Source organism: Deinococcus arboris (genome assembly GCF_009755355.1).
Lineage (GTDB): Bacteria > Deinococcota > Deinococci > Deinococcales > Deinococcaceae > Deinococcus > Deinococcus betulae.
In genome coordinates, this window is the sequence record NZ_WQLB01000020.1 from 22,857 (window position 1) to 35,540 (window position 12,684).

Annotated in this window: 13 protein-coding genes; 1 reads left to right on the top strand and 12 read right to left on the bottom strand. The window is 67.4% G+C overall.

Annotated features, from left to right (window positions below; all coding sequences use genetic code 11):
- Positions 1–22: 22 nt before the first annotated feature.
- Positions 23–895: an ABC transporter permease subunit gene (locus tag GO986_RS14125; protein ID WP_157459956.1), complete on the bottom strand. Its 873-nt coding sequence runs from the start codon at positions 893–895 to the stop codon at positions 23–25.
- On the bottom strand, positions 888–1,859 hold the full coding sequence (locus GO986_RS14130) for an ABC transporter ATP-binding protein (RefSeq protein WP_157459957.1): 972 nt from the start codon (positions 1,857–1,859) through the stop codon (positions 888–890). The genes GO986_RS14125 and GO986_RS14130 overlap by 8 nt, the downstream gene beginning before the upstream one ends.
- A gap of 134 nt (positions 1,860–1,993) precedes the next feature.
- Here GO986_RS14130 and GO986_RS14135 point away from each other — a divergent pair, with 134 nt between their 5' ends.
- Positions 1,994–3,736, top strand: coding sequence for a GGDEF domain-containing protein (locus GO986_RS14135; RefSeq protein WP_157459958.1), 1,743 nt, complete (start codon positions 1,994–1,996; stop codon positions 3,734–3,736).
- 146 nt (positions 3,737–3,882) lie between these two features.
- Here the strand turns inward: GO986_RS14135 and GO986_RS14140 are convergent, their stop codons facing one another.
- From GO986_RS14140 to paaA, 10 genes are all read right to left on the bottom strand, one after another.
- Entirely contained in the window at positions 3,883–4,827 is a 945-nt protein-coding gene (locus GO986_RS14140) for an aldo/keto reductase family protein (RefSeq protein WP_157459959.1), read from the bottom strand.
- A 291-nt stretch (positions 4,828–5,118) separates the two neighbouring features.
- A complete protein-coding gene (locus GO986_RS14145) occupies positions 5,119–6,192 on the bottom strand; it encodes a GGDEF domain-containing protein (RefSeq protein WP_157459960.1) in 1,074 nt (357 codons plus the stop codon).
- Positions 6,193–6,273: 81 nt separating this feature from the next.
- Positions 6,274–6,636, bottom strand: coding sequence for a VOC family protein (locus GO986_RS14150; protein ID WP_157459961.1), 363 nt, complete (start codon positions 6,634–6,636; stop codon positions 6,274–6,276).
- 265 nt (positions 6,637–6,901) lie between these two features.
- Entirely contained in the window at positions 6,902–7,132 is a 231-nt protein-coding gene (locus GO986_RS14155) for a hypothetical protein (protein WP_157459962.1), read from the bottom strand.
- A complete protein-coding gene (paaZ, locus tag GO986_RS14160) occupies positions 7,133–9,226 on the bottom strand; it encodes a phenylacetic acid degradation bifunctional protein PaaZ (protein WP_157459963.1) in 2,094 nt (697 codons plus the stop codon). It lies immediately after the preceding gene.
- A gap of 29 nt (positions 9,227–9,255) precedes the next feature.
- The gene (locus GO986_RS23480) at positions 9,256–9,696 is read right to left on the bottom strand and encodes a DUF3592 domain-containing protein (RefSeq protein ID WP_157459964.1); all 441 of its coding nucleotides are present in this window, start codon (positions 9,694–9,696) and stop codon (positions 9,256–9,258) included.
- Positions 9,693–10,187, bottom strand: coding sequence for a 1,2-phenylacetyl-CoA epoxidase subunit PaaD (paaD, locus tag GO986_RS14170; protein ID WP_157459965.1), 495 nt, complete (start codon positions 10,185–10,187; stop codon positions 9,693–9,695). The genes GO986_RS23480 and paaD overlap by 4 nt, the downstream gene beginning before the upstream one ends.
- A gap of 4 nt (positions 10,188–10,191) precedes the next feature.
- Positions 10,192–10,974, bottom strand: coding sequence for a 1,2-phenylacetyl-CoA epoxidase subunit PaaC (gene paaC, locus GO986_RS14175; RefSeq protein WP_157459966.1), 783 nt, complete (start codon positions 10,972–10,974; stop codon positions 10,192–10,194).
- Positions 10,971–11,564 carry a phenylacetic acid degradation protein gene (locus GO986_RS14180; RefSeq protein ID WP_157459967.1) on the bottom strand — a complete coding sequence of 198 codons (594 nt, stop codon included), beginning with the start codon at positions 11,562–11,564 and terminating at the stop codon, positions 10,971–10,973. The genes paaC and GO986_RS14180 overlap by 4 nt, the downstream gene beginning before the upstream one ends.
- A gap of 95 nt (positions 11,565–11,659) precedes the next feature.
- The gene (paaA, locus tag GO986_RS14185; RefSeq protein WP_157459968.1) at positions 11,660–12,619 is read right to left on the bottom strand and encodes a 1,2-phenylacetyl-CoA epoxidase subunit PaaA; all 960 of its coding nucleotides are present in this window, start codon (positions 12,617–12,619) and stop codon (positions 11,660–11,662) included.
- Between the last annotated feature and the right edge of the window lie 65 nt (positions 12,620–12,684).

Here is a 12,684-nt window from a genome sequence, read left to right on the forward strand (position 1 = left end):
AGCGCGCCCCGCTTTCAGCCGTCTACAAATCCCGCTGGCTGAAGCGCCACATGGCGCCGCCCACTGCCAGCAGGGTCAGGACCACGGCCCAGCCCACCAGCGCGGGCGCCACCGGGTCGGCACTGAAAAAGGGGTTGGCGCCGCGCGTCATCTCGCCTACCTGACGCAAAAAAGGCGGCTGAAGGTGATAGCTGGCGCCCAGCCACAGGGCGTTGGTGGGCATCAGAGTATTCGCAGCGCGGCCCAGGGTGGTCAGGGTGGGGGTGGCGGCCAGGCCGCCGATGGCGCTGAGAATCCCGCCGGTAAAGCCCACGCCGTACAGCACAAAAACGCCAATGCCGTTGGCCAGGGTGGTAAAGAGGGTGCTGCCCAGCACCGTCAGGGCGGTCAGCAGGGCCACCGCCAGCAGCAGCAGGGCCGCCGCTGGCAGGGCGCCGTCTGGCAGGTAGCCGGTAATGGCGTAAATGCCGCCCAGCAGCCCAGCCGACAGCAGGGCCACATACATGACATTGACCCCAGCAAAGCCCAGCCAGCGCCCGGCGACCAGCTGCGCGCGGGTGACGGGCCGGGCAATGACGCTCTGCATCACGCCGCTTTCGATGTCGCCGCTGACAGCCCCCACCGTGGACAGCACGGCCATCAGAGACCCCAGGAAGTAGACCAGGTACATGCCAAACAGCGCGGCATAGATCACGGGGGCATTGGACGCCCCTGTCAGGCTGCGCCCGTCCAGGCCGGCGTCCAGTGCGCGCTGGTCCAGCGTCAGCTCCAGGCGGTACACACCGTAGAGGAAGAAGCCCAAAAAGGCTGCGCTCAGGAGCAGCAGCACGCTCACCAGGCGCTTGCGGGTGGCCTCGCGCAGCGAGAGTTCGGCCATCAGCAGGACATTACGCATGGGCGGCCTCCTGGGCGGTGCGGCGGCGGCGCTCGGGCGTGTCTTCAATCAGGTCCAGGAACATTGTTTCCAGGTCGGGGCGGCGAGGACTGAGGGCATACAGGCGTGCGCCCGCCGCGTGCAGGGCGTCAGCCACGGCAGGCAGAACGTCTTCGCCGCTCAGCCACAGTTCCAGGTCGGCGCGGCCAGGCGTGTTCGTGTCGGTGTGCCGGACCTCGCCTAGTCCCTGCAGGGTGTCCAGCAGCCCCGGTGGCAGGTGCGACACCCGGATGTCCACCGGCAGCACCCCGCCCATCAGGTCGCGCATGCTGCCCTGCTGAAGCACCCGGCCGCGCTTGACAAAGGCCACGCGGTCACAGACCTGCTCCACCTCGGCCAGCAGGTGAGAATTCAGGAAAACCGCCACCCCGTCGGCGCGCAGCCGCTCGATAATCTCGCGCACCTCCACCCGGCCAATGGGGTCCAGGGCGCTGGTGGGCTCGTCCAGAAAGACCAGCCGGGGCCGCGCCAGAATGGCCCCGGCCAGACCGGCGCGCTGAAGCATGCCCTTGCTGTAGCCGCCCAGGGTCTCGCCGCCGCGCCCGCCCAGACCTACGGTCTCCAGTACCTCGGGCACCCGGCGGCGCAGTTCGGCGGCCTTCAGGCCCGCCAGGCGGCCGTGAAACCGCAAGAATTCCTCGCCCGTCATCCAGGTCTGAAACCGGAATTGCTCGGGCAAAAAGCCTAGCTGGGCGCGGATCTGAGGGCTCTGGGGCCGCCCGCCCAGGACCTGCAGTGCGCCGCCCGTGGGCTTCACCAGGCCCAGCAACATCTTGACGGTGGTGCTTTTGCCGGCGCCGTTGGGGCCCAGAAACCCGAAGACCTCGCCCTGCGGCACAGTCAGATTCAGGCCGTCCACCACTGCCCGGCCCCGGTAGGCCTTGCGGAGGTCCTGCGTTTCGATGGCATTCACTCTTGTCAGCATAGGCGTGTGCCCAGTCCGGCCGCGTCCTCCTTTTGCAGGGGACCGCTGGCTCGCCCCGACCCCCCCCAGTTCCCCCACTAGACACTGAGACCTTTTTCAGGGTTCTGCTGAACTGGGCGTGGAGAATAGGAGGGATGCCGGCGGCCTGCGACCCCAAGACCCAGCCCAGGCCGGCCCAGGCACAGACGCCGCTGTGGGACGCGCTGCCCCCTGACACGCCCGCTCACTTGACCGAGCAACTGCATGCGGCGCCCCCTGGCGAGGCCCGCGCCCTGGCCTTAGTGGCCCTGGCCCGTGCCGTGCGCGACACGACCCCCAGCGGGGCGCTGACCCTGGGGGAGGCCGCGCTGGACGAGGCCCTGCGCGCCGACTCGCCGCGCGCGGCGGTGCTGGCCCTGGTGGGCCTGGGCTACGTGAGTGCCAGCCTGGGGCAGCCCGCGCGCGCCCATGACGTTGTGTCGCGCGCCCAGACCCTGGCCGAGGAACACGGCCTGACAGACCTACGTTCGGCGGTGCTGAACAACCGCGCCCTGACGCAGATTGTCAGCGGGCAGTGGAGCGGCGCCGCCCAGGACCTGAACGACGCCCTGGACGCGGCGCAAAGTGCTGGCAGTCCCCAGGACTACGGCAACGCCCTGATTAACCTGGCGTGGCTGGCCAACCTGCGCGGAGACGCCAAGGGGGCGCTGCACCAGTTGAACGTGCTGGAAGAACACATTCACCGGCAGGACGCGCCCCTGCAAAACGACCTCTGGCCTTACCTGCACGAGAACCGCGCCCACGCGTACGTGACGCTGGCGCGGCAGGCGCGGGCCCTGGGGCGCGCCGAGGCCCAGCAGCAGGCCGCCGCGCAGGGCCTGATGGTGCTGCGCGCCGCCGACGCGGCCCTGCGGGCTGTGCCCAACCTGACCACCGAGCTGCTGTGTGCTGCCCACCGTTCGGCGCTGCTGCTGCTGCAAGGTGACCTGGACGGCGCGCGGGCCGCCGCCTGCCGCAGCGCCGACCTGAGCCAGCACACCCAGCAGCGCCTGTACACCGAGCCGCACCTGTCGCTGGCCGAGGTGCTGGACGCCCAGGGTGATCCTGCGGGCGCGCTGGCCGAGTACAGCGCTGCCCTGGAGATCGTGCGCGCCCAGCGCCGCCACCTGGACACCCAGCTGATTCTCCAGTCGGTCAGTGCGCTGCACGAGCGCCAGGGTCAGCTGGCCGCCGCCCTGGGCGCGGCGCGGGAAGCCCTGGACAGTGCTCAGGCGGCGCTGCACCACATGGGCGAAGCCGCGCTGCACCACCAGCACCTGGACCAGGAGCTGCGGCAGGCCCGCGCCGACGCGAGTTCCTGGCAGGACCGCCTGCGCCGAGCCGAGCGGCTGGCCCGCCAGGACGCCCTGACCGGCGTGCTGAACCGGCGCGGCCTGGAAGAAGGCATGCAGCTGCTGCGCCGTCAGGAGGAAGGCGGCGCTCTGGCCGGCTGGTCGCTGCTGGCCGCCGTGTTCGTCGACATTGACCATTTCAAGAGCGTCAATGACCGCTTCTCGCACACCCACGGCGACCGGGTTCTGCAGGTGGTGGCCAGGCTGCTGTCGCAGGTGGCGGCCCAGGCCCGGCCCGGCACCCTGGTGGGCCGCTACGGCGGCGAGGAGTTTGTGCTGGTGGCGCCCATCCGCGCACCGGGGCAGGCCCAGGCGCTGGCCGAAGCCTGCCGCCAGGCCGTCGAGGCGCACGAGTGGTCGGCGCTGCTGCCCAGCATGAACCTGACCGCCAGCGTGGGCTACGCCGTCGAGCGTCCCGAACGTCTGCCTGCCGCCCTGCATGCTGCTGACGACCACCTGTACCGCGCCAAGCGGGCTGGGCGCAACCAGGTGCATCCGCCTGGGTAAGGGAAGTGGGGAGTAGGTAGGAGGAAGTGGGAAAGGCTCGCGGGCTGGGGTAGGGAGAAGGCAGCGCTTGAAAAGCCACCTCACCTCCAGGGCACCGAGTTAAACCGTCCCTGAAATGATTCCTCTACTCCCCACTTCCTGTCCTTCTACCGCTTCAGAATCGTCTCAATCTGCTCCAGCACATCACTACTCAGCCGCACACCGGCCGCCTTCACCGTGTCTTGAATCTGGCTGGTCTTGGTGGCCCCGGTAATCACGCTGCTGACGCCCGGCTGGCGCAGAATCCAGGCCAGGGCCAGCTGCGCGCGGGTGATGCCCAGGTCGTCGGCGATGGGTCTGAGGTCGCGCACCTTCTGAATGTTGTCGTCGGTCAGGAAGTTCTTGCCCCAGTTCTCTTTCTCGGTCAGGCGGGCGCCCTCGGGCTTGCCGTCGTCATACTTGCCGGTCAGCAGGCCCATCGCCAGCGGACTCCAGACGACCAACCCCACCCCGGCGCCCTCGGTGTAAGGCAGAATCTCGCCTTCCACCCGTTCGCGGCGCACCATCGAGTATTCGGGCTGCTCGGTCACGGGGGCGTGCAGACCGTTGGCGCGGGCAAATTCGACGGCCTGGGCGATGCGCGCGGCCGGCCACATGGAGGTGCCCCAGTACAGCGCCTTGCCGTCACGAATGACCTGGTCAAAGGCCATCACGATTTCTTCCATGGGGACATCGGGGTCGTAGCGGTGGGCAAAGTAGATGTCCAGGTAGTCGGTGCCCAGGCGCCTCAGGGTGCCGTCAATGCTGTGCAGCACATGCTTGCGGCTCAGGCCACGGTCGTTGACATCGTCACTCATGGGCCAGAACACCTTGCTGGAGATCACCAGGGTGTGCCGGGGAAACTCGCGCAGCGCCGCGCCCATCAGTTCCTCGCTGCGGCCACGCGCGTAAATATCGGCCTGGTCAAAGAAATTGACACCGCCCTCGTAGGCCGCCGTGACGATCTCACGCACCATCTTCGAGGCGTCCTCGTTGATGCCGTAGGTTTCCCAGCCGCCCAGGGCGACTTCACTGACTTTCAGGCCACTTTTGCCGAGGTTGCGGTAGTCCATGCGCGACACTTTATCCGTCTTCCAGAGGCGGCTGTGTTGGTTCGGCTTTTTCTCAAGGGAGAGCTGGCCGCAGAGGGGGCCAGTACAGGCGGTGAAGTGCTGCTGCGGTGAAGGGAGAGGCTGGCACGCCGCCAGGTGACGGCCGGGGACTTCAGATGGATGCTGACTGCACCGTTTCCTGGCCGTGGTGGCACGGGCAGGCCAAGAGCAGGAGTCATAAGATTGCCCGAGCACGTGAATAGAGTTGGGCTGCAGAGCCTTCATTCCGGTCACAGCAACTAAAGAACGGCTTCAGGGTGCGGCCAGACCATGCACCTGCACGCCGTTGCGGCCGGCTGCTTTGGCGGCGTACAGGGCCGCGTCGGCCCGGTCCAGCAGCAGTTGCAGGTGGCTGCCCTCCACCTCGGCCACTTCGCCGTGGGCCACCCCAGCGCTCACGGTGACCGCGCGGCCATCGGGATGGGCGGTGTGGGCGGCCCGCGCCTGCTCCACACGGTGCAGCACGCCTTCGAGTGTCGGCCCGGCGGTCAGCCACACGAACTCCTCGCCGCCTACCCGCACCAGGAGGTCGTGGGTGTCGGCGTGCGCCCGCAGCACCCCAGCAAAGCAGCGCAGCACCTCGTCCCCGACCCGGTGCCCATGGCGGTCATTGATAGCCTTGAAGTGGTCCAGGTCCAGCATAACGACGGCAACCCGGTGTCCGGCCGGCACGCGCGTCAGCGAGCCCTCGAACTCGGCGTGGAGTGCCCGGCGGTTCAGCAGGCCAGTCAGGGGGTCGGTGCGGCCCAGGTGCAGCAGTTCCTGGGCCTCGTCCTCGGCGGCGCGGCGAAAGAAACTGACGGTCAGGCCCGTGACCACCACCGGCACCGCCTGTACGACGGCTTCCAGCCACCAGCGCTCGGCGCCCGGCAGCAGCAGGTGGCGCGTGCTGGCCAATAGGCCCAGTGTCAGCAGGCTCAGGGCCACCTGCCAGCGCAGCAGCGCGCGGCTCAGGAAGCCGGCGGCAAAGACCATCGGCCACAGCGCCACCTGCGCGGCGAAGTGGCTGCCGAACAGCAGCGTCTCGCCCAGCGCGGAGGTCAGGGTGCAGAAGTTGCCCAGCAGCATGAATAGGGTGTCAAAGCGTTCGCTGCGCAGTACGCCCGGTTGCCGCCAGGTCAGCGCCGCCGCGCCCAGCCCACACAGGCCGGTCAGCAGAAACAGGGCCCGGCCTGCCCACAGGTCCGGTGCCTGGTGGGTCGGCAGCAGCAGGGTCAGCAGCGCGCCCAGGCCGCCGCCCACAAACATCAGGCGCAGCGCCCAGCCCTTAACACGGCCCACGCGCCCCTGAAGGGGCGGCGGCACCGGGCTGGGGGCGGCCATCATGGCTCATCCTACGGCGTGGCCAAAGGGTGTCTAGCCCACCAGCCGGTGCCCCAACGGGGGAGAGGTGGCACACAGTTGCGCTCAGCCCTCAAGCACTTCTATCCGGTTGCCGAAAGGGTCGTGGAGGAACACGCGCGGCACGCCGCCTTCGGCATCGGCGCGGGTGGGCACGCCCTGGGCAGCGCAGTGCGCGGCAAAGGCCGCCAGGTTCCGGCACCGCAAAGCCGGGTGCCCCTTGAGACGCGGCACGAAGTCTGGTGTCACGCCCAGATGCACCTGGCGCCCGTCGGGCAGGGCAAACCAGACGCCGCCCCGCGCCTGCAAGTCGGCAGGTTTAGGCACCTCCTGAAGGCCCAGCAGGCCGCTGTAAAACGCACGCGCCGCCGGTTCGCCGCCCGCAGGCATTTCCAGCAGCACATGGTCCAGTCCAGTGATGAGGGTCATGCCTGAGCGTAGAAGACCTGCTGGGCCGGGCACGGTACTTCTCTGGGAACAACAGGCGGAGACGGCTGCCGATTCAGTTGCTTGCAAAAACGGCTCAAGCCGAGCTGAGCGAGCAGCAAAAAACAGGTTCCGGGCAGCTTCGGAGCATCCGGTAATTTCCCCGCCTTCGGCCCTTGGCAGGGTCAGTTTCTGGACAGCCGACCCTTTTTTTCCTCTGCTGCGCCGCTCTGCGAATCATTCCAATCGGGTTAAGCCTGAAGCTGTATCAGCCTCGGCCCTTCTCGTTGCCGCGCTTGAAGTTGCCAGTTACGCGGGCCATGACCAGTTGCGCGGCGTGGTCGTCCAGCCCAGCCACACGCGCCAGAAACCGCTCGGCGTCCCGGCCGGCCAGGGTGGTGACGGGGCGGCCATACCACGACACGACCACCCGGCCATCCTTCTGCGCCCGGAAATCAAAGCGGCCATCTTGCAACTCGCCGCGCGCGTCTTCGGGCATTCAGGCGCTTAGCGTGTCAGCAGGCGGATCAAACTCGTCGCGTGCCCGCTCCACCAGGGTCAGGATGTCGTAGGTGGCGACCAGCGCGCCATCCTGGTTGGTGATTTCCGCTCGCCACTCCACCACGCCTGTCGGGCGGGTTTCATCTGGGCGCAGGTCCTTGCGAATCTTGCGCTTGCAGGTGAGGCGGGTGCGGATGGTGTCACCGATGCCCACGGGCTCTATAAACCGCAGCCCTTCCAGGCCGTAGTTCGCCAGCACTGGCCCTGGCGCAGGCCACACGAACTGCCCGGCAGCGGCCGACAGCAGGAAGTAGCCGTGCGCCACCCGCTTGCCAAAGATGCCCTCGCGCGCGCCAATCTCGTCCACATGGGCGTAAAAGTGGTCGCCCGACACATTGGCGAAGTTCACGATGTCGGCCTCGGTCACGGTGCGGCGGTGGGTCAGGAGGCTGTCGCCCACCTCAATCTCGTCGAAGGTCTTGCGGAAGGGGTGCGTGCCGTCCTCCTGCACCTGCGCGCCGGGCACATATTCGTGTGTGATGGCCGCCAGGGTGGTGGGGTCGGCCTGCACCGCCAGCCGGTTCATGTGATGGCGCACCGCCGAGAGCCCGCCCAGTTCCGAGCCGCCGCCCGCCCGGCCGGGGCCGCCGTGGTTGAGCTGCGGTAGCGGCGAGCCGTGGCCGGTGTTCTCCTTGGCGTTCTCGCGGTTCAGAACCAGCAGGCGGCCGTGGGTGCTGGCCATTCCCAGCACCAGCTTGGTGGCCTCGGCGCGGTCGTGCGTGACTATGCTGCCCGCCAGCGAGCCGCGCCCCAATTTTGCCAGCTGAACAGCGTCGTCCAGCGACTCGTAGGGCAGCAGGGTCGCCACTGGCCCGAAGGCTTCAAGTTCATGCGGTCCTTTCGCGGTCAGCGGCGAGTCGCACAGCAGCACCGTGGGGTCCAGGAAGGCGCCTTTCTCGCGGTCGCCCCCCAGCAGCTGGGCCTCGCCGCTGATGACGATGCGGGCTTCCTGCTGCAACCTGGCCAGAGTCTCGCGCACCCGCTCGCGCTGCTCCACGCTAACCAGGGCGCCCATGCGCACGTCGTCGCGGGCGGGGTCGCCCAGGGTGACTTTGGCCAGTTCGCGGCGCAGCCCCTCGGTCACGGCCTCCACCAGATGACCCGGCACGATGGCCCGGCGAATGGCGGTGCATTTCTGGCCTGCCTTGCCGGTCATCTCGCGAGCGACTTCACGCACAAACAGCGCAAATTCGGGGGCCTCGGGCTTAACGCTCAGGCCCAGCACCGAAGCGTTCAGGCTGTCGGCCTCGGTGTTAAACGGCACGTTGCGCGCCACCACATTGGGGTGAACCCGCAGCTTGGCCGCCGTGGCCGCCGAGCCGGTAAAGGCCACCACATCCTGCTCCTCGACATGGTCCAGCAGGTCGCCGGGGTCGCCGGTCACGAGTTGCAGCGCGCCTTCGGGCAGCAGCCCCGAGGCCAGCATGTCGCGCACCACGCGCTCGGTGACATACGCCGTTTGCGGCGCAGGCTTGACCAGGCTGGGCATCCCGGCAATGAAGCTGGGCGCAAACTTTTCCAGCATGCCCCACACCGGAAAGTTAAAGGCGTTGATCTGCACGGTCACGCCCTCGCGCGGCACGAGCAGGTGGCGGCCCACAAAGGTGCCTTCCCGGCCCAGGCGCTCGACCTTGCCGTCGGGCCAGAAGCGCTCGTCGGGCAGGTCGCGCCGGGCCATGCTGGCGTAGGAAAACAGGGTGCCAATGCCGCCCTCAATGTCCACCCAGGAGTCGCGGCGGGTTGCGCCGGTCAGAGCGCTGAGTTCGTAATACGCTTCCTTGCGCTCCATCAGGTAGGCCCCCAGGGCCTTCAGCGCGCGCGCCCGCTGGTGAAAGGTCAGGCGCCGCAGCGCTGATGCCTGTTGCCGTCCGTAGGCCAGCGCCTGAGCGAAGTCAATGCCTTCCGAGGAAATGACAGCGACGGGGCGGCCATACACGGCGTCCACGAGGGTTTGCCCGTCGGGGTTGCTGTGCCAGGTCCCGTAGACATAAGAGGCAGGGCGAAGGAGAGTAGGCAGGGTGGATTGGGTCATGGGGACTCCTTATTAAAGTCAATTCACTTTCACGGCTTCCAGAGGGCGTATATGACAAGACACCAAAATGAAATGACTATCAGTGACAGGGTGAAGACGCCCTTGGGATACTCAGACGCCACAAGTGAATCAGAGGGGTTCGCAGGGTTATAAAGCACCCCAATCGAAGCACCCTTTGGAATGTCTCGGCGGCACACAGAGTGATCGAGAGCTGTGCCTCCCAGGTTGCCACCATCTCTAAATCCTGCAAACTCTATTCCGCTGACGACATACTTATATTTGACGGCACAGTCACTCTTGTAACCCCCTACGTGAATTAAAGTCCCACCCACGAGGCTAAAGTTCTGACTGGTATAGAGGTATTCGGCGGTATAGGAAATCAATCCCCAGAAGTGCAAGATGGGGAAAATAGAGACGAAGAGGGTCCAGAACAGCCGTCCTAAGAGTGCGGTCCTATGACCTGCTCTCACACGCTCTTGAAGCCTTCAAACGGTTCTTTGCAGCTGTCGCAGACGTACATGCGCTTGCACAGCGTCGGGCCAAAACTGGCGGTCATCCGCACGTCAAAGCTGCTGCACCGGGGGCAGCGGGTCGGCTCGGCTTCCAGCTGAATCAGCTGCCCTTCGCCGGCTGGGGCAGGCGGCGCAATGCCGTACTGGCGCAGCCGCTCGCGGGCGTCCTCGTTGATCCAGTCGGTGGTCCAGGGTGGGGTCAGGGTGCTTTTGACTTCAACCTCGGCCACGCCCAGCTCCTTGACGGCCTGCTCAATACTGTCCCGAATGACGTGCAGCGCCGGGCACCCGCTGAACGTGGGGGTAAAGGTGACCTGCACGCGCCCGCCGCCGTCCACCGTTACGTCCCGGACCATGCCCATGTCGGTGATGCTGACCACCGGAATTTCGGGGTCAGGTACGGCGTTCAGGGCCTGCCAGACCGCGCCGGGCGTAGGGGAGGCGGCCATGGGGTTACCAGACCTCCGCGTCCGGGTGTTGGCGGGCCACCGCCTGCATCTCGGCCAGGAGGGGCGCCAAGTGACTGGTATGTACAGTGCGCGGCGCCTGCTCGGTGGGCAGCGTCGGCAGAGTCAGGCCGCATTTGCCGTGCAGGTGCCGGGTTACGAGGTCCTGCCAGCGGGCCTGCACCGCGCCCAGCTCCGGCAAGAGGCCTGCCTGGGTCAGTTCGGCTTCGCCGTCCACCGGCTGAAACAGTTGGCCCACATGCGGCCACAGTTCGGCCAGGGCCGCCTGAAGGCGCCGCAGGCTTTCGGGCGTCCCCAGAGCCAGGCGCTCGACCCACAGGGCCGTGTGCTGCACATGGAATTTCTCCTCACGCACCGCCTTGGCGGCCACGGCGGCCAGCGGCGCGTAGGTGCTGCGCGTGGCGGCCTCCAGCCACAGGGCCTCGAAGGTGTCGTATAGAAAGTGGCGCAGCATCGTCAGGGCCCAGTCGCCGCGCGGCAGCTCAACAAAGCGGGCGCAGGTGTACCCGTCGGCGTCCCGGAAAAAGGCCAGGCGGTCGGCGTCACTGCCGTCCAGCTCGGCGCGCAGTCCCAGGTACAGCCCGGCGTGGCCCAGTTCGTCCTGGGCCATGTTGGCCAGGGCAATGTCCTCTTCCAGAATGGGGGCGTGCCCGGTCCACTCGCCGCCCCGGTGCGCCAGGACAATCTCGTCGTCGGCCAGGGCGGTCAGCCGCCGAATCAGGGCGGCCGTCTGGGCTGGGGTCAGGGTGGCCTCGGTGGCGGCGGTCATGGCTGCTCCTCGGTGGGGGCGCGGCCGGGCATCAGGCCCGCGCGCTTCAGTTCCCCGATGTGGCGGCCGATCACGCCGTAAAACTGCTGCTGCTTGTAGGTCTTTTCCTTGGCCGGCGCAAACCAGCTGTCCACGGTGCCGGGGTCGTCGTCTGTGCGGACGGCCGCTGCATCAGGAAACACCAGCCAGGCCAGAGCGTCCGGGTGGGCGGCCTGGGCCTGCCGCAGCGCGTCGCCTGGGCCAGTGGCCTCGGCGGTGCCCACCACGTCCACAAAGGTCATGGACCGCTTGTGCGTGCGTTTGATGCCCAGCTGATAGGTACCCGCCTCGCCGGGGGTGTCCAGCCGCCCCGGATGGGTGGTCAATTCTTCGGGGGTGGCGGTCAGCAGGTCTGCTTCCCGCACGCACCACAGGCTGACGGCGGCGGGGCGGCGCACAAAGACGCTGCGCGCGGTCAGCAGGGCGTGGTCGGGGTCACCGGCATGAACGGTGCCCACCGCCTGATGGGGCCGGCCCGGCGCGTCCTGCTTGAACACCTCCCAGCGGGGCCACTGGGTGTCGGTGGGGGGGTGAAGGGTGGGGTGGGTCATCGTGTCTCCGAATAAAGAAAGTGGGAAGTGGTGAGTGGGAAGTGGAAAAGATCAACCCCACTCACCGCTTCCCACCACCTCCTTTCTGTGAAGCGTCAGTCGGCGGCTTCGGCCCGCTGGCGGTCGGTGTAGGCCTGAAGCGCCTCGCGCACCCAGGCGCCTTCATCGTGGGCCGCCTGGCGCGTGCCCAGACGTTCCCGGTTCAGGCCCTGCTCGCCCTTGATGACGGCCCAGAACTCGGCCCAGTTAATGGGGCCGTGGCGCCAGTTGCCCGCCGCATCCTGATGCAGGTCGGGGTCAGGAATGGTCAGGCCGGCTTCCAGCAGTTCAGGGACGTGCTCGTTGATGAACTCCTGGCGCACCTCGTCGTTGGTCTTCAGCTTGATGCCCCATCCGGCCAGCGCGCCCGTGTTCGTGCTGTCGGCGTCGTGCGGCCCCAGCATCATCATGGCAGGCCACCACCAGCGGTTCAGGGCGTCCTGCGCCATCTGGCGCTGCTCGGGCGTGCCCTGGGCGTAGGCCACGATCATTTCCTTGCCCTGCTTGTGGTGAAAGGTTTCCTCGCTGCAAATCCGCACCATCGCGCGGCTGTAGGGGCCGTAAGAGCAGCCGGCCAGCATGGTCTGGTTTTTAATGGCGGCGCCGTCCACCAGCCAGCCGATCATGCCCACGTCCGCCCAGGTGTGGGTGGGGTAGTTAAAGATGCTGGAGTATTTGGCCTTGCCCGAGAGCAGCGCCTGAAGCATGTCCTCGCGGGTGGCGCCCAGCGTTTCGGCGGCGTGGTAGAGGTACTGGCCGTGGCCAGCCTCGTCCTGCACCTTGGCCATCAGGATGGTTTTGCGCTTGAGGCTGGGGGCACGGGAAATCCACTCGCCCTCGGGCAGCATGCCCACCACTTCGCTGTGGGCGTGCTGGGAAATCATGCGGATCAGCTGCCGGCGGTACTCGGCGGGCATCCAGTCGCCGGCCTCAATCTTCTCGCCGCGCGCGATGCGGGCCTCGAAAGCAGCGTGCTGCTCGGGGGTTTCGCCATTTGGAATCTGGGGTTGGGTCATGCGGCCACCTCCATTGTGAACTGGGCCCAGTGTACCTAACGGGCGTTAGGCTGGGTGTGGCGCAG

Excerpts from the sequence above, each read along its gene's own strand:
- GO986_RS14125 (WP_157459956.1), bottom strand. The coding sequence starts at position 895 with ATGCGTAATGTCCTGCTGATGGCCGAACTCTCGCTGCGCGAGGCCACC.
- GO986_RS14130 (WP_157459957.1), bottom strand. The coding sequence starts at position 1,859 with ATGCTGACAAGAGTGAATGCCATCGAAACGCAGGACCTCCGCAAGGCC.
- GO986_RS14135 (WP_157459958.1), top strand. The coding sequence starts at position 1,994 with ATGCCGGCGGCCTGCGACCCCAAGACCCAGCCCAGGCCGGCCCAGGCA.
- GO986_RS14140 (WP_157459959.1), bottom strand. The coding sequence starts at position 4,827 with ATGGACTACCGCAACCTCGGCAAAAGTGGCCTGAAAGTCAGTGAAGTC.
- GO986_RS14145 (WP_157459960.1), bottom strand. The coding sequence starts at position 6,192 with ATGATGGCCGCCCCCAGCCCGGTGCCGCCGCCCCTTCAGGGGCGCGTG.
- GO986_RS14150 (WP_157459961.1), bottom strand. The coding sequence starts at position 6,636 with ATGACCCTCATCACTGGACTGGACCATGTGCTGCTGGAAATGCCTGCG.
- GO986_RS14155 (WP_157459962.1), bottom strand. The coding sequence starts at position 7,132 with ATGCCCGAAGACGCGCGCGGCGAGTTGCAAGATGGCCGCTTTGATTTC.
- paaZ (WP_157459963.1), bottom strand. The coding sequence starts at position 9,226 with ATGACCCAATCCACCCTGCCTACTCTCCTTCGCCCTGCCTCTTATGTC.
- paaD (WP_157459965.1), bottom strand. The coding sequence starts at position 10,187 with ATGGCCGCCTCCCCTACGCCCGGCGCGGTCTGGCAGGCCCTGAACGCC.
- paaC (WP_157459966.1), bottom strand. The coding sequence starts at position 10,974 with ATGACCGCCGCCACCGAGGCCACCCTGACCCCAGCCCAGACGGCCGCC.
- GO986_RS14180 (WP_157459967.1), bottom strand. The coding sequence starts at position 11,564 with ATGACCCACCCCACCCTTCACCCCCCCACCGACACCCAGTGGCCCCGC.
- paaA (WP_157459968.1), bottom strand. The coding sequence starts at position 12,619 with ATGACCCAACCCCAGATTCCAAATGGCGAAACCCCCGAGCAGCACGCT.